The following is an 18,527-nucleotide window of genomic DNA, read 5'->3' as shown; positions in this document are numbered from 1 at the left end:
GACAGTTTTGGCCGACAAGCACCTATTTCTCCGCATTTTTCCACCCCATCACTGCCTCACCGCCTTCCCCTGAATCGCCCGATTCAAAGCCCGCACCACTTCCCTCAACCTGATTTCCAGCGTCTCCTGGCCGGCCTGGGAGGCGCTCTGGTCTTCCATGGCGGCGCGGGCCATGCGGATCAGGGAGTGTTCCTGTTCGCTGCTGAGGCCCAGGCGGACGAAGGCGTCTTCCATTTCGTGCAGGTGGGCGATCAGGGCGGCCTGGGCTTGCAGGCGCTGTTCCTGCTGCCGCTTTTCGATCTCTTCCAGGGTGACGCTGAGCTGGGTGACGGCCTGGACGATGGCTTCGGCCTGGGCCAGGCGCAGGTTTTCCGTGCCCAGGGCCTGCAGCCGGGCTTCGGCGGCTTCGGCGACGATGGCCAGGTGGTCCCGCAGGCGGCCGACCCGGTCCGGGTCGGCCTGGGGCAGTTGGGGAATGAGCAGGGTCACCAGGGGGTAGTTGATGACCATGCGTTCGGCGGACTGGACGATGCGCGGCAGGTTGCGGGCGTATTCGAGAATGGCGCTTTCCAGGGGGGCTACCGAGCCCTGGCTGCTGAAGTGCAGGGGGGCGTGGTCGGGGCTGCGGATTTCCACGGCACCCTGGAGGCCGTAGCCGCCCAGGGTGTTGAAGATTTCCTGGGCCAGTTCCCGGGGGCTGAGGGCAAGGAAGGACTTGCGCATGAATTCGAGCACGGCGCCCATTTCGCCCATGGAGGACATGGCGGAGAAGGCCACGGTCTGGGCCATGTCGGCGCGGGAGGCGAGGGAGTCGCGCAGTTCCAGCTGGCCGATGGCCTGGCGGATCTTGCGCGTCAGCTCGTCGGGCATGAAGGGCTTGACCAGGAAGTCGTTGCCGCCCGCGTCGTAGGCCGCCAGCCGGGTTTCCATGTCGTCGTGGCTGGAGATGAACAGCACGTGGGGCCGTTCGTGGCCGTCCTGGCGCAGGGCGCGGCAGGTGGCGATGCCGTCGAGGCCGTCCATTTCCACGTCGAGGATGATGATGTCGGGCTGCTCCTCCACCCGGCCCAGACAGGCCTGGCCGTCCTCCAGCTCGATCATGGTGAAGCCCTGTTCTTCCAGGCTGTTGGTGGTGACCAGCCGGGCCAGGGGGTCGTCGTCGACGATGAAAATCTTCATGGTTCCTCCCGCAGATTACTGATTGCTGATGTGAATTGGTTCAGTCGCTAAATTCGGTGGCGGTGCGCACGAAGGCCCGCTCCTGGGCCTGCATGGCGGCCACCACGGTGGGGTCGAAATGCCTGCCGGCCTGGCCGACGATGTAGGCCAGGGCTTCGTCGTGGGGCATGGGCGGCTTGTAGACGCGCCGGGAAATGAGGGCGTCGTAGACGTCGGCCACGGCCATCAGGCGGGCCGAGACGGGAATGTCCTCGCCCTTGATGGCCTGGGGGTAGCCGCCGCCGTCCCAGTGCTCGTGGTGGCCGTAGGCGATCTCCATGCCGTAGCGCAGGAAATCGTTGTCTTCCCCCACTTCCTTGGCCACCTGGGAAATGGCGTCGCGGCCGATGCGGCAGTGCTCGCGCATGATTTCCCACTCGGCGGCGTCCAGCTTGCCCGGCTTGAGCAGGATGCGGTCGGGGATGCCCACCTTGCCGATGTCGTGCAGGGGGGCCGACTTGTAGAGCAGGGTCACCACCTGGTCGTCCAGGTGGCGGCGGAAGTCCGGGTGGTCCTGCAGTTCCAGGCCCAGGATGCGCACGTAGTTCTGGGTGCGGCGGATGTGGTTGCCGGTCTCGTTGTCCCGGGCCTCGGCCAGGGAGCAGAAGGCGCGGATGGTGGCCTCCTGGCCGGAAATGACCTGTTGCTTGCGCTGCAGCAGTTCCCGGGTCTGCTCCATGTATTCCCGGGTGCGCTGGGCCACCAGGGCTTCCAGGTTTTCGTTCTGCTCCCGCAGCTGGCGGCTGGTGGCGGCCAGCTGCAGGTGGGTGCGCAGGCGGGCCTTGATGCCGGGCATGGAGAAGGGCTTGTGGATGAAATCCACCGCGCCCAGGGCCAGGCCCCGGGCTTCCACGTCTGGGCTGTCGAGGGCGGTGATGAAGATCACCGGCAGTTCCCGGGTGGTCGCATTGGCCTTGATCTGGCGGCAGAGGGAAAAGCCGTCCAGGTGGGGCATGACGATGTCGAGCAGGAAAATGTCGGCCCGGCCGCCCTGCTTCAGGTAGAGCTGGACGTCGGTGCCGTCGGGGAAGGTGCGCACCTCGTAGTCTTCCTGGAGCATGGCCTCCAGCAGCAGGAGGTTTTCCGCCTGGTCGTCGGCGATGACGAGGATGGGCCGGGAGGTCATGGCGCGTTCTCCTGCAACTGGTCCAGATACTGGTGGATGGTGGCGAACAGCCGCTCCAGCTGGTCCGCCAGCTCGCCGGCCAGGACCGTGCTTTCCGGCTCGCCGGCGGCGGCGGCGTATTCCAGGCGGCGGGCCAGGGTGGCGGTGGGTACGGCGGCCAGGTTGGCGGCGGAGCCGTAGAGGGCATGGCCGAGGCGGCGCAGCCGTTCCAGGTCCGGGTTGCAGGCCAGGTCCCGCAGTTCGTCGGGCAGGCGGCCGTTGCTTTCCAGGAACAGGCGCAGGAAGCGCTCCATCAGCCCGGGCTTGACCCCCAGGCGGCTGCGCAGCTGGGGCCAGTCCAGTTCGCCGGAGTCGGCCTGGGCCGGGGCTGCCGGCGCCGGCGCCGCCTGCACCGGCAGCGGGTTGGGTGGGGCCTGCCACAGGGGAGAGGGGCGGGCGTCGCTGCGCACCACCCGCAGGATGGCCTCCACCAGGGCGTCGAGCTGATAGGGCTTGCCCACGTGGTCCACCATGCCGGCGTTGAGGCAGTTCTGCCGGTCTTCCAGGGTGACGTTGGCGGTGACGCCGATGATGGGCAGCTCCGGGTACTGGCGGCTCACTTCCCGGGCCGCGGTGTAGCCGTCCATGACCGGCATCTGGACGTCGGTGAGGAACAGCTGGAAGTCCTGGGAGCCCCGTCGTTGCAGGGTTTCCACCGCCTCCAGGCCGTTTTCGACGCAGACGATGCTGGCTCCTTCCGATTCCAGCAGTTCCCGCAGCACCAGCCGGTTGGCCTGGTTGTCCTCGGCGATGAGGATGGCGATGCCGCCCAGGCGGCGCTGGGGGTCCGCCGCCGTGGTGCCGGCGGCGCACTGGCCCAGAGCCAGGGATTCCACATGGCAGGCGCGCAGGGGCCGCTCCAGGTATTGCAGCTCCGGCGCCAGGGGGCTGGGAGGGGGCAGGCAGCCGGGCTGGTGCAGCACGGCCACCCGTTCGCCCCGTTGCAGCAGGCGGCCGAGGAGGGCGGGCTCCACCTTGACGTCGGCGACGACCAGGGCCAGGCCGCTGGGGGTGGTGGCCGCGTCGCCGCCGATGATGGCGGTGGAAATGCCGTAGGCCGCCAGGGTGGCGGCCAGCTGGCGCCGGTCCTCCTGCTCGAAACCGAGCAGGCCGACCTGCAGGGGCGGGGAGGGCTGGGCCTCGACCACGTTGTGCATGGGGATGCGGATGGAGAAGCAGGTGCCCTGGCCCGGGGTGGATTCCACCTCGATGCTGCCGCCCATCATCTCCACCAGGCGCTTGGTGATGGTGAGCCCCAGGCCGGTGCCGCCGAAGCGCCGGGAGGTGCCGCCGTGGCCCTGCTCGAAGGCGTGGAAGAGGCGCCCCAGCTGCTCCCGGTTCATGCCGATGCCGGTGTCGCGGATGCTGTAGATGAGGTCCTGGCCGTCCCGTTCCTCGCGCAGGGTGATGCTGCCCTGGTCGGTGAACTTGAGGGCGTTGCCCAGCAGGTTGAGCAGCACCTGGGCCAGGCGCAGGGAGTCGCCGTCGAAGGCGGCGGGCAGGTTGTCGCTTTCCTCCACCCGCAGTTCCAGGCCCTTCTGGAAAACCGAGGCGGCCATCAGCTTGACCACGTGGTCCACCACCTCGCAGGGATTGGTGGGCTGCATCTCCAGCTTCATCTTGCCGGCTTCGATCTTGGAGAAATCCAGGATGTCGTTGATGATGCCCAGAAGGTGCTGGCCGGCGTCATGAATGCGCTGAAAGCCAATCCTGGCGCGGGATTCCGGCGTCTCCCGCTGGCCCAGCTGGGCGAAGCCGAGGATGGCATTGAGCGGGGTGCGGATCTCGTGGCTCATGTTGGCGAGGAACTCGCTCTTGATGCGGGCCAGCTGCTCCGCCGCCTCCCGCGCCGCTTCCCGGCTGGCGTCGGCCTGGCGTCGCTCGGTGATGTCCTGCAGGGTGCCCACCACCTGCAGGCGGCCCTGGCGGCGCTGCACGTCGAAGGTATCCGCCACCCAGCGGCAGGTGCCCTGCTGCAGCACCCGGTATTCGAAGAGATGGCGCCCTTCGGTGTGGAGGGCCTGGCCCATGGCCTGGGCCATGGCTTCCCGGTCCTCCGGGTGGATGGCCTGGAGGAATTCGGCGAAGCTGCCCTGGTGCAGGTCGAACAGGGTGTTGCCGCTGAGGGCCGGCAGATGGCATTCCAGCTCCGGGTCGTATTCCCAGGCCCCCAGGCCGGCGGCGGCGATGGCCAGGCGCAGGCGGGCCTCGCTGGCCCGCAGTTCGGCGGAGCGGGATTCCACCAGCTGTTCCAGCTTGTCCCGGTGCTGCTCCAGTTCCACCTGGGTCTGGCGCAGGGCCTGCTCGGCCTGCTTCAGCTCGCTGACGTCGGTGAGGCTGGCGACGATGCCGTCGATCTGGCCGTTCTGCATCAGGGGCTGGTAGCGCAGGCTGATGTGATAGGTGCCCCGGCCGGGCCTGTCCACCGACAGCTGGAAGCGCACCGACTGGCCTTGCAGCGCCGCCTGCAGGTGGGGCAGGGCTTTCTCGAAGCGGTCCGCTGGCAGCAGTTCCTGCAGGGCCAGGCCGCGGATGCTCTCCGGCGTGTGGCCGAGGAATTCGGCGAATTCCCGGTTGCACAGGCACACCCGCAGGTCCCGGTCGTAGATGGCCAGGCCGTCGCCGGCGTTGAGCACCAGCTGCTCGTAGCGCTGCTGGTTGAGCTCGGCCAGCTTCTTGTCGTGGATGTCGATGTTCATCCCCACCCAGGCGCCGATGCGGCCGTTGGCCAGACGCAGGGGCACGGCGCGGCAGTGGGTCCAGCGCCACTGGCCGGAATGGTGGCGCAGGCGGTGGTCCATCTCCAGGATGGAGTTCTGGCTCAGGGCCTGGCGCCAGCGCCGGGCCAGTTCCTCCTTGTCCTCCGGGTGGATGGAGGCCAGGCGCAGATCGCCGTCGGCCATGCTGCTGCCGGTGTAGGCCTGCCAGGAGGGGGAGTCCTCGAAGATTTCGCCCCGGGCGTTGCAGCTCCAGACGATCTGGGCCGAGGCTTCCACCAGGGCCTTGTAACGGGCTTCCGTCTGCAGGGACTGGTGCTGGGCCTGGCTGATGGCGGTGACGTCGGTGTTGGTGCCGATGATGCGGCGTACCTGGCCGTCGTTGCGGATGGCCATGGCGCGGCAGAGCACGTCGTGCCAGGTACCGTCCTTGCTGCGCATGCGCAGGACCTGCTCGATACGCTCCCGGCCGGTGGCGCCGGTGGCGTCGCTGAGGATGGCCATGGCCCGGGTCAGGTCGTCCGGGTGGATGAACTGGCGCCAGGTCTCCAGGCTGCAGGGATATTCGTTTTCGCCGTAGCCGAGCATGGTGAACCAGCGGGGCGAGAGGTAGAGGGCGTTGCTGCTCAGGTCCCAGTCCCAGAGGCCGTCGTTGGTGGCGGTGAGGGCCAGGTCGAGCCGTTCCCAGACGATCTCCAGCTCCCGCTCGATGCGCTGGCGCCGCTGCTTTTCCTCGCTTTCCTCGATGCTGCGGCAGATGGCGGGCATGAGCCGGGCCAGCCGGTCCTTGAGGACGAAGTCGGAGGCGCCCAGCCTGAGCAGGTCCACCGCGTCCTCGTCCATGAGGGAGCCGGAGACGACGATCACCGGCACCTCCGGCTGGCGCCGGCGGATCAGATGGAAGGCGTCCTCGAAGGAGAGGCCGGGAATGGAGTAGTCGCACAGCACCACATCCCAGTGGCGATCCTCCAGGGCCTCGCTGAGCTCGTCCACGTTGCCGACGTGCCGGGTTTCCACCGGGATCTCCCCGTGGCTGAGGCTGCGGGCCAGGAGCAGGTAATCGCTGGCCATGTCCTCGATGACCAGGATGTGCAGCGGCGAGAGCATGGGGCAGCCTCCTCTCAGTTCTTCGGCGGTATGTTGGTGGCCAGCCAGTACACCCCCATGCGGGCCACGGTTTCGGCGAATTCGCCGAAATCCAGGGGTTTGCGCACGAAGCTGTTGGCGCCGTCCTCGTAGGAGGCGAGGCGGTCCTGCTCTTCGTCGGAGGAGGTCAGCATCACCACCGGCAGCAGGTGGGTGCGGGAATCGGCGCGCAGGCGCTTGAGCACGTCCAGGCCGCTGATGCGGGGCAGGTTGATGTCCAGCAGCACCACGGTGGGCAGGGGCTGGCCGGCCCGTCCGGAAAACTCGCCTTCGGCGAAGAGGTAGTCCAGGGCCTGCTGGCCGTCCCGGGCCACGTCCACCTGGTTGGCCAGGTTCACCTTGCGCAGGGCCCGCAGGATCAGCTTTTCGTCCTGGTCGTTGTCTTCCACCAGCAGAATGTTCTTGTCCATGGTTCGGGTCCTTTCAAGTGGGCAGGGTGATGCGGAAGACGGCGCCCTGGTTCACCGCCGAGGAGGCCGTGATGTCGCCGCCGTGGCGGTGGATGATGCGTTGCACCGTGGCCAGGCCGATGCCGGTGCCGGCAAATTCGCTCTGTCGGTGCAGGCGCTGGAAGGGCTTGAACAGCTTGTTGGCGTAGTTCATGTCGAAGCCGGCGCCGTTGTCGGCGACGCACCAGGCGACGGTGTCGGCGGTGATGCTGTCGGCGTAGACGCGGATGTGGGGCGTCTTCTGGTGGGCCGAATACTTCCAGGCGTTTTCCATGAGGTTGCGCATCACTACTTCCAGCATGGCGGGATCGCCCTGGACCTGGATGCCGGGTTCCACCTCCAGGGTGAAATGGGCGCCCCGCTGGTGGCTGCGGATTTCTCGGGCCATGGCCTCGGCCAGGGCGGAGATGTCCACCGGCTCCCGGCGCAGTTCGCCCCGGGTGCAGCGGGAGAGGGTGAGCAGGCCGTCGATCAGTTCTCCCAGGTGGCGGCCGCCGCGGATGATCTCGTCGAGGAATTCCCTGGCCTCGCCTTCCAGCTTGTCGCCGTAGTCCTCCAGCAGCGCCTGGCTGAAGCCGGTGATGGCCCGCAGGGGCGCCCGCAGGTCGTGGGAGACGGCGTAGGCGAAGCCTTCCAGCTCGTGGTTGGCCGCCGCCAGCTCGGCGGTGCGCTCCTTCACCCGTCGTTCCAGGCTGTCGTTGAACTGGCGGATCTGTTCTTCCGCCGCCACTTCCCGGGTGATGTCCCGGGCCACGCCGGCGGCGCGCTCGGCCTTGCCCTCCGGGGTGCGTTCGAATTCCGCCGTGAGATGGACCCAGCGCAGCTCGCCCCGGTGCAGGATGCGGCACTTGATGTCGAAGGGGGTCGTGCCGGCCTCGGCCTCGCGCCAGGCCTGCTGCAGGTTCGCCACGTCTTCGGCGTGGGCCAGCTGCAGCAGCTGGGCGCAGTTGTACTCGCCCGGCGGCCAGTCCACGATGGGGGTGAAGTCGGGGATGAACCAGCGGCCCTGCTTGAGGTCCGCCGCCCAGCTGGCGAAGTGGCCGAGGCGCTGGCCCTGGGAAATGATGCGGCGGGCTTCGCTGAGGGCCGCCATCATTTCCCGCTCCACCTGCACGTCCGTGTTGCTGCCGATCCAGCGGATCAGCTTGCCCTCCCTGTCCTTGAGGGCCGAGGCCCGGGTGTCGAACCAGCGGTACTGGCCGTCGTGGCGGCGGATGCGCAGGTCGATGCGCAGGTTCTCGCCCCGGGCGATGCAGCTTTCCCAGGCGGCGTTGAGGCGGCCCTGGTCCTCCGGGTGGATCTGGGCCATCCAGGCCCGGCCCAGCTGCTCGCTTGCCGGCCTGCCGGTGTATTCCTCCCACTGGCGGCTGAGAAAGTCACAACGGGTGTCCGGCGTCGCCGTCCAGATCAGCTGCTGCAGGGAATTGCATAGCTGGCGCAGCTGGTTCTCGCTTTCCTGCAGGGCCTGCTGGTCCTTGAGGGCGTCGATCAGCTGGGAGCAGCTGTCCACCACCGGCTGCAGGTAGTCGGCCAGGGCCTGGTCGTAGCCGCCGGGCCGGTTGGCCAGGCCGACGCTGCCGACGATGCGGCCGTCGCGGAAGATGGGCAGGCCGAGGAAGGCCTGCATGGGCGGATGTCCGGCCGGGATGCGGTCGTTGTGCCGGGGATGGTGTGCCGGATCGTTGGCGATGACCGCCGCGCCGCTGTCGATGGCGGCGGCGTAGAGACCGTTGAGGCCGACGAACTGCATGCGGCCCGCCGCCGCCCCGGCGTACTGCTGGCGGCTGGCCTCGTCCCAGGCAATGTCGGAGAGGGCGAGGAAGCGCTGCACCGGCTCGCCGTCGGGGCGGTAGCTCAGTTCGGTGATGTAGCCGAACTGACTGTTGGAGAGATCGAGGATTTCCGTCAGCACCAGGGCGAAGATGGTGTGGCCGTCGTGGCCCCGGATGTAGGCGTCGCGCAGGCGGGCGATGCTGGCCAGGCGCCGGTGCTCCTGGGCCAGGGCGGCCTGGTTGCCCTGCTGTTGCCGTACTTCCCGGGCCAGGCTGCGCAGCAGTTGCAGCAGCAGCAGGCTGATGGTGCCGCCGGTGGCCAGGATGATGAGGGGGGAATGCTGCTCCAGTTCCGCCTCGAAGGCCGGGGTGCTCTGGAAGCGCAGGGTCCACTCGCGCATGGGCAGGGCCAGGGTCACCTGGGTGCGGCGGATGCCGCTGCTGTCGGTGATGCCGCTACGGGTGGCGTAGAGGCGGTTGGCTTCGCTGAAGGGGGCGCCGTCGTAGATCTCGAAGTCCAGTTCCCGGCCCCAGTGGCCCAGGATGTCGGTCATCAGGTCGCCCATGCGGAAAGGGCTGTAGACGAAGCCGAGCAGGGCCTGGCGGCGCTGGGCGGTGGTTTCCAGGGGCTGGCCGGGGCGATAGACCGGCATGTAGAGCACGGTGCCGGCCTGGATGTCGTGGCCGTCCTCCTGCACCAGGGTGACCCGGCTGGTGAGGGCGGCACTGTTGCGGTCCCGGGCCAGTTCCATGGCGGCGCGGCGGGTCGGGTCCGAATACATGTCGTAGCCGAAGGCCCGCTGGTTGCGCTCGGAGAAGGGCTCGATCAGGTGGATGCTGCTGTAGACGGGACGGTCGCCCCGGGGGCTGATGGCAAAGTCGGGAAAGCCTTCCTGGCGCACCTGTTTTTCGTAGGCCGCCCGCTCTTCCGCCTTGAGCATGACGGTATAGCCCAGGGCCAGGATGCCCGGGTAGTGTTCCTTCAGGTTGAGGGCCTGGAAGAAGTCCCGCCATTCCTGCCGGGTGACGTCGTCCGAGGACAGGATCAGGCCGACGGCGCCGCGCAGAATCTGCTCGTGCTCCTGCATGCGCAGGGTGATGCGCTGGCTGGCCTCGGCCACGTAGCGCTGGAAGCGTTCCTCAGTGATGCGGTCGTTGGTGGCGACGGACGTGCGCCAGAACCACAGGCTCAGGGCCAGGGCAATGGTCAGGACCGCCCAGGGGCTGGCCGGGTGCAACAGCAGGGCTTGCCCCCGGGAGAGCCGGGGCGGCGGCTGGGGATGTGCCGTCATGGTCTTGTCTCCAGGCTGTGGCAGCCTTGGTTCTGGTTATTTTCCAGGCCATTATGGGGAAAAGACTATGGTGGCGACATACGAAAAAAGTAGTAGGAATAAAGACTTAAGTAGTTCTACGGACATAAAAAAGGCCGGGGTCGCTCCCGGCCTTCTGCCGCTGCCTGGCGCAGCCCGCCAGGCCTACAGCTCCACCAGCCGGCTGGCGTAGCGGCGGGCGTTATCCACGTAATGGTCGGCGCTCTTTTGCAGCCGGGCCTTTTCCTCCTCGCTCAGCTCCCGCACCACCTTGCCGGGGGAGCCGACGATCAGCACCCCGTCGGGGAAGACCTTGCCTTCCGGGATCAGGGTATTGGCGCCGACGATGCTGTGTTTGCCGATCACCGCCCGGTTGAGAATGACGCTGCCGATGCCGATCAGGGAATTGTCGCCCACGGTGCAGCCGTGCAGCATGACCATGTGGCCCACGGTGACGTTGGCGCCGATATGCATGGGCACGCCTTCGTCCGTATGCAGCACGGAGCCGTCCTGGATGTTGCTGTTGGCGCCGATGTGGATGGGGTCGTTGTCGCCCCGCAGCACGGCGTTCCACCAGATGGAGACGTTGTCGCCCAGGCGGGCGTCGCCGATCACCGTGGCGTTGGGGGCGACCCAGGCGCTCGCGGCGATCTGGGGCGTTTTCTGGTCGATCTTGTAGATGGGCATGGGGGGCTCCTGGAGGTTCTATTTTTTAGCCACAGAGGGCACAGAGAACACAGAGAGGGGCAGTCGTAGCTGCCCGCCTTCCGGCTGAGACGGTTTGGCTTTTGCCTGCCTCTGTGTTCTCTGTGCCCTCTGTGGCAAAGGGTTTATCAGACCCGGGGCAGGGCGGCCAGCAGGGCCACCAGGAACTGCCAGCTCCTGGCCACCGTTTCCACCTCGACCCGCTCGCCGGGAGCGTGGGCGCCGTGGATGGTGGGGCCGAAGGAGAGCATATCCAGGCCCGGGTACTTGGCGCCGATGATGCCGCACTCCAGGCCGGCGTGGATCACTTCCACCTGGGCGCTGCCGCCGAACTGTGCGGCATAGACCTGCTGGGCCAGGGCCAGCAGGGGCGAATCCGGGTTGGGCTTCCAGCCGGAGTAGCCGTCGGTGAGCTGGCAGTCGGCGCCGATCAGGCCGAAGAGGTCGGCGATGCGCCGGGCGTGGGCCTGGGCGGCGGAATCCACCAGGGAGCGCACCATGAAGTTGGCCCGGGCCTGGCCGTTGGCAACGCTGAGCACCCCCAGGTTGTTGGAGGTTTCGACGATGCCGGGCACGCTCATGCTCATGCGGGCGACGCCGTGGGGCGCCGCGTTGAGGGCGGCCAGCAGCTGGCGCTGGGCGGCGGGGGCCATGGCCGGACCGGCCAGGGAGGGCAGCTCGGAGAGGCGCACGGATAGGCCGTTTTCAACCCCCTTCAGCTCCCGGGCAAGGGCCTGGGCGCCCGTAGCCAGGGTCGCCTCGATCTCGGCCAGGCAGGCCGGGTCCAGGATCACGGTGGCGAAGGCCTCCCGCGGCAGGGCGTTGCGGGCGGTGCCCCCTTCCAAATGCAGCAGGCGCCAGGCCTCGGTGCCGAGTTGCTGGCCCAGTTCCCCCAGCAGGCGCACCAGCAGCTTGATGGCGTTGCCCCGCTCCTTGTGGATGTCGATGCCCGAGTGGCCGCCGCTGAGGCCGGTGAGGGAGATCTTGGCCACCGTCCAGCCCGCCGGCGCCGGCTCGCTGCTGTAGGGATAGGTCACATTGACGTCCATGCCGCCGGCGCAGCCCAGGTACAGGTGGCCCCATTCCTCGGTGTCGATGTTGATCAGGTAGCGGCCCCGCAGCAGGCCCGGCGCCAGGCCCAGGGCGCCGCCCATGCCCGCTTCCTCGTCCACCGTGAGCAGCACTTCCAGGGGCGGATGGGAAAGGCCGTCGGCTTCCAGGGCGGCCAGGGCCAGGGCCACGCCGATGCCGTTGTCGGCGCCCAGGGTGGTGTTCTCCGCCAGCAGCCAGCCATCCTTCAGTACGGGGCGGATGGGGTCCTGCTGGAAATCGTGGCCGGTGCCGCTGTTCTGCTGGCAGACCATGTCCAGGTGGCCCTGCAGGATGACGCCGGCCTCCTGTTCCCGGCCCGGGCTGCCGGGCTTGCGGATCACCAGGTTGCCGACGCCGTCCTGCTCGCTGGCCAGGCCCCGGCCCTCAGCCCAGGCCGCCAGAAGGTCGCGCAGGGCGGCTTCGTGCTTGGACTGGCGGGGAATGGCGCAGAGTGCGGCGAAATGGCGCCATACGGCGACGGGCTGCAGGTCGGCGAAGGGGAAGTCGGGCGTGGGCTGGTAGGCGGCGACGCGGGGGGAGAGGGCGGGTGCGGCAGAGGCAGAGGAGGCGGCAGTGGGGGCAGAAGAGGGGGCAGAGTCGGTCATGGTCCGGTGCGTCGGGGCATAATCACGGTCCGCCCCGTCCAACATTGAAAAGCCCATGACCTTAGCAGAAATGCCCGTCCCTGCCGACCCTGAAGCCCGCTCCCCGTCCGATCTGCAGCGGCTGACCGAGGCCATCCTGGCCTTCCGCGACGAGCGGGACTGGAAGCAGTTCCACAGCCTGCGCCACCTCATCGTCTCCCTCAACCTGGAGGCGGCCGAACTGCTGGAGTTGACCCAGTGGAAGAGCGACGCCGACATGGTCGCCTTGGTGGCGGACCCGGCGGGGCGGGAGGCCCTGGCCGACGAATGCGCCGACGTGCTGCTGTATCTGCTGCTGCTGACGGCGGAGGCGGGCATCGACCTGCCGGCGGCGGCCCTGGCCAAGATCGGCAAGAACGCGGCCAAGTATCCGGTGGAGAAGGCCCGGGGCTCTTCGCGCAAATACACGGAGCTGGAGTGAGCCGGGCGGGCGTCCGGGGGCGGCGACAGGAGCGGCCATGAACTTCCTGGCCCACGCCTATCTGGGCGGCGAGGTGGCGGAGCACCGTCTGGGCGGCTTCCTCGGCGACTTCGTCAAGGGGCCTCTGGACAATGCTCCGGGCGGCCTGCCGGCGGAGGTGCTGGCCGGGGTGGAACTGCACCGGCGCCTGGACAGCTTTGCCGAAACCCATCCCGCCTTCTGTCGCAGCCGGGAGCGCATCAGCCCGGCACGGCGCCGGGTGGCGGGGATCATGGTGGATCTGTTCTACGACCACTTCCTGGCCCGGGACTGGGCCGAGTGGTCAGCCCTGGCGGCGGGCGATCTGCCCCGGGGGCTGGCGCAGTTTTCCGCCGGCCTCTACGCCCAGGCGGAAGCGCTGGGGCCGGCCCTGCCGCAGCGGCTGGCGGCCATCCTGCCGCGCATGCGGGGCGACGACTGGCTGGCCTCCTACCGGGAGCCGGAGATCATCGCCCTGGCCCTGGACCGCATGGCCCAGCGCTTTACGCGCCCGAGCGCCCGGATGGCCCTTTGCGGGGCGGGCGCGGAGTTGCTGCAGGATTACGCGGGCTTTGCGGCGGATTGCCGGGCTTTCCTGCCGGACGCCCAGGCTTTTGCCCGGCGCTGGCGGCAGGCGCGCGGGGCGCCTTCCGCCCCGCCGTATTAGACGGAAAACCGGCGCTGCCCCGGGGGTTGAACACCGTCGGCCGGGTCCGCTCGGGGCGTAGCGGCGTATCGCCCAGGGTGCCGCCGGCGCCGCTCTCCAGGACGAAGTGGGCGCCCTTGCCGGCATCCCCTTCTTCCGCCAGCAGTTCCACCAGCCGGGGCAGCACTTCCTTCAGGGTGGCGGCCAGGGTCCATGGCGGGTTGAGGATGAACATGCCGCTGCCGGCCATGCCGAAGCCGTCCGCGTCCGGCGAGCGCACGTGCAGGGAGACGTGGAGCCAGTCCTTGGCCGGCAGGCGCTTCAGGCGGTCGGGGAACTGGCGGGATTCGGGGCGGTTGAGACAGGGATACCAGACGGCGTAGGTGCCGGTGGCGAAGCGCTGCAGGGCGTCCTGCAGGGACTTGTAGATGGTGGCGTAGTCGGTCTTGACCTCGTAGGAGGGGTCGATCAGCACCAGGGCCCGGCGCGACGGGGGCGGCAGCAGGGCCTTCATGCCGGCCAGGCCGTCGCCGGAGGTGACCTGGACCTGGCGGCCGGCATCCTTGAAATTGGCGGCCAGCAGGCGGGCGTCGGTGCTGTGCAGCTCGTACAGGCGCAGCCGGTCGATGTCCCGCAGGCCCTGCTGGGCCAGCCAGGGGGAGCCGGGGTAGAGGCGCAGGGGGCCGTTGGCCTCGTTGCCGTTGAACTGGCGGATGCGGGCCACGTAGTCGGCCAGGGCCGGCGGCAGGTCGGCAGGGGGCACTTCCCACAGGCGGCCGATGCCGCCCTGGAATTCGGCCAGCTTCTTGGCGTAGTCCGACTTCAGGTCGTAGGCGCCGGCGCCGGCGTGGGTGTCGATGACGTAGAGGGCCTTGTCCTTCTGGGTCAGGTAGTCGAGCAGCTGGAGCAGGACCAGATGCTTGAGGACGTCGGCGTGGTTGCCGGCGTGGAAGGCGTGGCGGTAGCTGAGCATTAGATTACAGCCTTGAAAAGTTCGAGTTGGGGCGGGCCGACATAGAGTTCCCGGGGCGTCAGGGCCGCATTGGCGTGGGCCTTGCGGAAGGCCTCCGACTGGGTCCAGTCCTCGAAAGCCTGTTGCGAAGCCCACATGGTGTGGGAGGCGAAGAGGGTGAATTCGCCCGGGTCGTCGCCCAGGGGTTCCAGTTGCAGCAGGTGGAAGCCGAGAAAGCCCGGGACTTCGGCCAGATAGCTTTCCCGCTTCTGCCAGTGTTCGATGAAGGCGGCTTCGCTGCCCGGCTTGATGCGAAAGCGGTTCATGGCGAGGAACATGGGCGGGCTCCGGGAAATGGCGGTCGAGGGGGCGGATATTAGCGGACTTTCGCCCGCCCCGGCAGTCGCCAGGCGGGGCGCGGCTCCCGGCCCGGCGCAAGAATGGGTCGGGGGCAAAAAAGGGCTTGCCGGGGCAGGCAACTCTTGGGGAAAATAGAAGTCAAACGATCGTTTGAATTAACGCAATGGCCGGCGATGGCCGACCGTGAGCAGTGCCGGAGGCTCCGGCTTCTGCTCATCGCGCCGTGGTCATGGGTCTGCACTGAGCGCCGCGGATTCCGCCAGGCGCGCCGTGGCCCGGCTGGCCATTGCCCATCCCCATTCCCGACGAGAGATTCATGAAAGCCAGCACCTTCCGCCGCCTCATCAACCTGTGGCCGCCCTTCCTGTTCACCGGCATTCGCAGCCCCCGCATCGCCCCCGACTACCGGGAGGCGGAAGTGGAACTGCGCCTGCGCTGGTACAACCGCAATTACGTCGGCACCCATTTCGGCGGCAGCCTTTTCGCCATGACCGATCCCTGGTACATGCTGCTGCTCATGCAGCGCCTGGGCAAGGACTACCTGGTATGGGACCAGCGGGCCGTGATCGACTTCGTGGCCCCGGGCAAGGGCGTGGTCAAGGCCCTGTTCAAGGTGGACGACGCCACCCTGGAGGAGATCGTGGCCCGCACCGCCGGCGGCGACAAATACCTGCCCGAGTTCCACATCGACGTGGTGGATGAGGCCGGGCAGGTGGTGGCCCGGGTGCACAAGACCGTCTACGTGCGGCGCAAGCGGCGGGCCCGGGGCGAGGGCTGAAAGGCGGCTGAACGGCGCCGGCCCGGGAGGCAGGAAGGACGCCATTCTCCGGGCAGGCATGCCGCGCATGCCCGTCCCTGTTGCCTCCCGGGGCAGTGCCCTGCAAGGCAGCGGGCCCCGGCATTACCCGGCCGCCGCGGCCCTGAGGCGCCATGAGCGGCGCCACGGCACCCGCCGTTGTCCCAAGTGCGGGTAAAATGCCCGCCCTATGGCTCTCAAATCCACCGTATTCAAGGCCGACCTCAGCGTCGCCGACATGGACCGGCACCACTACGCCGATTATTCCCTGACCCTGGCACGGCACCCGTCGGAAACCGACGAGCGCATGATGGTGCGCCTGCTGGCCTTCGCCCTCAACGCCGACGAGCGTCTGGCCTTCTGCAAGGGCCTCTCCGACGACGACGAGCCGGACCTGTGGCGCAAGGACTACACCGAAGCCATCGAGCAGTGGATCGAAGTGGGCCTGCCGGACGAAAAGCGCATCAAGAAGGGTCTCTCCCGTTCTGCCCAGGTGCTGGTCATGGCCTACGGCGGCCGGGCGGCGGAAATCTGGTGGTCCCAGCTGGCCAGCAAGGTGGAGCGCCAGGAAAAGCTCACCGTGCTGTTCATCCCCGAAGCCCAGAGCCGCGCCCTGGCCGAACTGGCCGACCGCACCATGCGCCTCTCCTGCACCATCCAGGACGGCCATGTCCTGGTCGGCTGCGACAAGGGCACGGTGAATATCGAGCCGGTGAAGTGGCTGTACAAGGAATGAACGGGATTTGCAGGAAATGAAAAAAGGCCGGGACCACCGGCCTTTTTTTCGGCCTTTTTTTTCGCCCCTTTTCATGGGGGCCAGGGCTTCCTCTGCCCGGCAGCGTCAGCGCCGGCTTTTCCCTTTCAGGGCCCGGACTTCGAAAGCGGCCTCGTCGATCACCCGCTGCCGGGCATCCACCAGCTGCAGGCGGTGGCGGCCGGGCTGGGGCAGCCAGCGGGGCGCCGGCTGGGCGGCGGCCAGCCGCTTGCCGTCGAGTTGCCAGTGCCAGCCCGGGGCGGCGGGGCCGCTCAGGCGCAGTTCGATGCGTTGCCGGCTGGGCGGAATGTCCGGGTCCAGGGCCAGGATGGTGCCGTCGGCCGGGTAGGCGATGCGGCCCAGGGCCTGGCCGCCGGCCTGGCGGATGAGCGTCTGTTCCGTGCCGGCCAGGAACCACTCCTGGCGGGCCGGTTCCCGGGCCGGCTCGAAGCGGATGCTCTGGCGCACCACGCCGGCGGGGGCCGGCGGCGGCCGGCTGGATTGGGGTGGCCGGGCCCGGGCCGGATCGCCCCGGTGCAGCCAGTCCATGACCTCCCGCCACACCGGTGCCGCGCCGCTGATGCCGGAAACGTCGTGCATGGGGCTGCCGCCGGCATTGCCCACCCACACCGCCACGGTGTAGCGGCGGGAATAGCCGGTGCACCAGTTGTCCCGCATGTCCTTGCTGGTGCCGGTCTTGACCGCGCTCCAGTAGGGCGTGGCGAGCCAGGATTCCAGGCCGAAGGTGGAGGCCCGGGCATTGCGGTCGGCCAGGATGTCTCCCACCAGGAAGGCCGCCGCCGCGGTGAAGGCCGGGCGGGGCACGTCGCTGAAAACCCCGGCACAGCCTTCGCGGCGGCAGGGAATGGGCTGGGCCTTGCCATTGCTGCCGGCAGCGGTGGCAGGCACGGCCCGCAGGGGGCTCCAGCGGCCGCCGTTGGCCAGGCTGCGGTAGCCGTTGGCCAGCATCAGCAGGGAAATATCCGCCGAGCCCAGGGCCAGGCTGTAGCCGTACCAGTCGCCATCCTGGTTGAGGCTGGCCAGGCCGGCCTGCAGCAGCTTGCGGCGGAAGGGCTCGGGCCCCAGGCGCACCAGGGTGCGCACCGCCGGCACGTTGAGGGAGCCGGCCAGGGCGCGTCGCACCGAGACCCAGCCCTGGTAGTGGGGCTCGTAGTTCTGGGGAGCGTAGAGGCCGTTGCCCGTATCCAGAGCCAGGGGCGCATCTTCGATGAGGGAGGCGGGCGTCAGGGCCCGCTGTTCGAAGGCCAGGGCGTAGAGAAAGGGCTTGAGGGTGGAGCCGGCCTGGCGCAGGGCGGTGACCCCATCCACTTCCGCCGCCTCCGAGAGGTCGCCGCTGGAGCCGACCCAGGCCAGGATTTCGCCGCTGGCGTTGTCCAGCACCAGCACCGCGCCGTCTTCCACGTTCTGGTGCCGCAGGGTATGGAGGTGGCGCCGCAGGGCGTGGCTGGCGAACTGCTGCAGGTCAGCATCCAGGCTGGAAAGCAGGGCCTGGCCGGGTTGCTCCAGCAGCTTGCGGGCCAGGTGGGGCGCCAGTTGGGGGGCGGGGGCCTGGCGCGTGCGCTGGGCGCCGCTGAGGGCGTAGTCCACATAGGCGGCGAAGGCCTGGGCGTCGCTGCATTCCTGTTCCCGGCCCATTTCCGCTAGCAGGCGGCAGGCCCGGCGGGCCACCACGGCGGGGAAGGCATTGGGGGAGCGCAGCAGGGCGGCGGCCAGGGCGGATTCCCGCTCGTCCAGGCCGTGGGGCCACTTGCCGAACAGCTCCTGGCTCATGGCGCCGACGCCCTGCAGTTCGCCCCGGAAGGGGACCAGGTTGAGATAGGCCTCGATGATCTGGCGCTTGTTCCAGGTGCGCTCCAGGCGTCCCGCCGCCATGGACTGGCCGAGCTTGTCGAGGAAGGAGCGGCGGCCCCGGCGCTGCCCGTCCTCCTCCAGCAGGCCGGCCAGTTGCATGGTCAGGGTGCTGGCGCCCCGGGTGCGGCTGCCCCAGAAATTGCTCCAGGCGGCCTTGCCGGCGGCGCGCCAGTCCACGCCGTCATGCTCCATGAAGCGCCGGTCTTCGGAGACGATGACGGCCCGCACCAGGGCCGGGGAGATTTCCGCCAGGGGCGTCCAGGCCCGGCGCCGGACGTTGCGGTCGAGGCGCAGGCTCTGCAGCACCTGTCCGTCCCGGGCCAGCAGGGTGGCGTCGGAGGCCCGGTATTCCCGGCGCACCTGGGCGTAGTCCGGCAGGGCCTGGGCGGCAGGCGCGGCCAGCCCCAGGAGCAGGGCCAGGGTGGGGAGCAGCGCCCGTCGCCGCAGCGGCAGGCGGCGCTCCCCAAAGCCTGAAAAGCGGGGCACGGCC

The 18,527-nt window shown here is 68.8% G+C and carries 13 protein-coding genes and 1 pseudogene; 4 read left to right on the top strand and 10 right to left on the bottom strand.

All coding sequences use genetic code 11. The features are described 5' to 3' along the window. Window positions 1-48: 48 nt before the first annotated feature. The 7 genes from EV678_RS04125 to EV678_RS04095 all read right to left on the bottom strand — a co-directional run bounded on the left by EV678_RS04125 (window position 49) and on the right by EV678_RS04095 (window position 12,179). On the bottom strand, window positions 49-1,179 hold the full coding sequence (locus tag EV678_RS04125) for a response regulator (RefSeq protein WP_130458602.1): 1,131 nt from the start codon (window positions 1,177-1,179) through the stop codon (window positions 49-51). A 40-nt stretch (window positions 1,180-1,219) separates the two neighbouring features. Continuing rightward, window positions 1,220-2,344, bottom strand: coding sequence for an HD domain-containing phosphohydrolase (locus EV678_RS04120; protein ID WP_130458601.1), 1,125 nt, complete (start codon window positions 2,342-2,344; stop codon window positions 1,220-1,222). After that, window positions 2,341-6,207, bottom strand: a complete 3,867-nt coding sequence (locus tag EV678_RS04115) for a PAS domain-containing protein (RefSeq protein ID WP_130458600.1) — start codon at window positions 6,205-6,207, stop codon at window positions 2,341-2,343. The genes EV678_RS04120 and EV678_RS04115 overlap by 4 nt, the downstream gene beginning before the upstream one ends. Before the next feature lie 14 nt (window positions 6,208-6,221). Next, a complete protein-coding gene (locus EV678_RS04110) occupies window positions 6,222-6,656 on the bottom strand; it encodes a response regulator (RefSeq protein WP_014237807.1) in 435 nt (144 codons plus the stop codon). A gap of 13 nt (window positions 6,657-6,669) precedes the next feature. Continuing rightward, window positions 6,670-9,759 (bottom strand): CHASE domain-containing protein, encoded by a 3,090-nt coding sequence (locus EV678_RS04105; protein ID WP_130458599.1) that lies wholly within the window; start codon window positions 9,757-9,759, stop codon window positions 6,670-6,672. A gap of 183 nt (window positions 9,760-9,942) precedes the next feature. Further along, entirely contained in the window at window positions 9,943-10,464 is a 522-nt protein-coding gene (locus tag EV678_RS04100; protein WP_014237805.1) for a gamma carbonic anhydrase family protein, read from the bottom strand. 146 nt (window positions 10,465-10,610) lie between these two features. Further along, window positions 10,611-12,179, bottom strand: a complete 1,569-nt coding sequence (locus EV678_RS04095) for an aminoacyl-histidine dipeptidase (RefSeq protein WP_207222163.1) — start codon at window positions 12,177-12,179, stop codon at window positions 10,611-10,613. Window positions 12,180-12,234: 55 nt separating this feature from the next. Between EV678_RS04095 and EV678_RS04090 the strand changes: the two genes are divergently transcribed. Then, window positions 12,235-12,639 carry a nucleotide pyrophosphohydrolase gene (locus tag EV678_RS04090; RefSeq protein ID WP_197739042.1) on the top strand — a complete coding sequence of 135 codons (405 nt, stop codon included), beginning with the start codon at window positions 12,235-12,237 and terminating at the stop codon, window positions 12,637-12,639. Between the two features lie 37 nt (window positions 12,640-12,676). Next, window positions 12,677-13,324, top strand: coding sequence for an acyl carrier protein phosphodiesterase (locus tag EV678_RS04085; protein ID WP_130458598.1), 648 nt, complete (start codon window positions 12,677-12,679; stop codon window positions 13,322-13,324). Window positions 13,325-13,463: 139 nt separating this feature from the next. On the opposite strand, the pseudogene EV678_RS04080 reads toward EV678_RS04085, so the two are convergent. Next, window positions 13,464-14,276, bottom strand: a pseudogene (locus EV678_RS04080) (23S rRNA (adenine(2030)-N(6))-methyltransferase RlmJ); the annotation flags it as partial. Then, on the bottom strand, window positions 14,276-14,593 hold the full coding sequence (locus tag EV678_RS04075; protein ID WP_014237801.1) for an antibiotic biosynthesis monooxygenase family protein: 318 nt from the start codon (window positions 14,591-14,593) through the stop codon (window positions 14,276-14,278). The gene EV678_RS04075 and the pseudogene EV678_RS04080, both read right to left, overlap by 1 nt. Window positions 14,594-14,931: 338 nt before the next feature. Between EV678_RS04075 and EV678_RS04070 the strand changes: the two genes are divergently transcribed. Next, complete coding sequence (locus tag EV678_RS04070) at window positions 14,932-15,393, top strand: DUF4442 domain-containing protein (protein WP_014237800.1); 462 nt, start codon at window positions 14,932-14,934, stop codon at window positions 15,391-15,393. Between the two features lie 208 nt (window positions 15,394-15,601). Further along, the gene (locus EV678_RS04065) at window positions 15,602-16,147 is read left to right on the top strand and encodes a YaeQ family protein (RefSeq protein WP_014237799.1); all 546 of its coding nucleotides are present in this window, start codon (window positions 15,602-15,604) and stop codon (window positions 16,145-16,147) included. Between the two features lie 105 nt (window positions 16,148-16,252). On the opposite strand, the gene pbpC is transcribed toward EV678_RS04065, so the two are convergent. Next, the gene (gene pbpC, locus EV678_RS04060) at window positions 16,253-18,523 is read right to left on the bottom strand and encodes a penicillin-binding protein 1C (protein ID WP_130458597.1); all 2,271 of its coding nucleotides are present in this window, start codon (window positions 18,521-18,523) and stop codon (window positions 16,253-16,255) included. Between the last annotated feature and the right edge of the window lie 4 nt (window positions 18,524-18,527).

This window comes from Azospira oryzae, assembly GCF_004217225.1.
Classification (GTDB): Bacteria; Pseudomonadota; Gammaproteobacteria; order Burkholderiales; family Rhodocyclaceae; genus Azospira; species Azospira oryzae.
The sequence above is the reverse complement of the archived record's forward strand: the minus strand, read 5'-3'. Positions and strand labels throughout refer to the sequence as shown.

Coding starts and splice junctions, on each gene's coding strand:
- EV678_RS04125 (WP_130458602.1), bottom strand. CDS start 1,179: ATGAAGATTTTCATCGTCGACGACGACCCCCTGGCCCGGCTGGTCACC.
- EV678_RS04120 (WP_130458601.1), bottom strand. CDS start 2,344: ATGACCTCCCGGCCCATCCTCGTCATCGCCGACGACCAGGCGGAAAAC.
- EV678_RS04115 (WP_130458600.1), bottom strand. CDS start 6,207: ATGCTCTCGCCGCTGCACATCCTGGTCATCGAGGACATGGCCAGCGAT.
- EV678_RS04110 (WP_014237807.1), bottom strand. CDS start 6,656: ATGGACAAGAACATTCTGCTGGTGGAAGACAACGACCAGGACGAAAAG.
- EV678_RS04105 (WP_130458599.1), bottom strand. CDS start 9,759: ATGACGGCACATCCCCAGCCGCCGCCCCGGCTCTCCCGGGGGCAAGCC.
- EV678_RS04100 (WP_014237805.1), bottom strand. CDS start 10,464: ATGCCCATCTACAAGATCGACCAGAAAACGCCCCAGATCGCCGCGAGC.
- EV678_RS04095 (WP_207222163.1), bottom strand. CDS start 12,179: ATGACCGACTCTGCCCCCTCTTCTGCCCCCACTGCCGCCTCCTCTGCC.
- EV678_RS04090 (WP_197739042.1), top strand. CDS start 12,235: ATGACCTTAGCAGAAATGCCCGTCCCTGCCGACCCTGAAGCCCGCTCC.
- EV678_RS04085 (WP_130458598.1), top strand. CDS start 12,677: ATGAACTTCCTGGCCCACGCCTATCTGGGCGGCGAGGTGGCGGAGCAC.
- EV678_RS04075 (WP_014237801.1), bottom strand. CDS start 14,593: ATGTTCCTCGCCATGAACCGCTTTCGCATCAAGCCGGGCAGCGAAGCC.
- EV678_RS04070 (WP_014237800.1), top strand. CDS start 14,932: ATGAAAGCCAGCACCTTCCGCCGCCTCATCAACCTGTGGCCGCCCTTC.
- EV678_RS04065 (WP_014237799.1), top strand. CDS start 15,602: ATGGCTCTCAAATCCACCGTATTCAAGGCCGACCTCAGCGTCGCCGAC.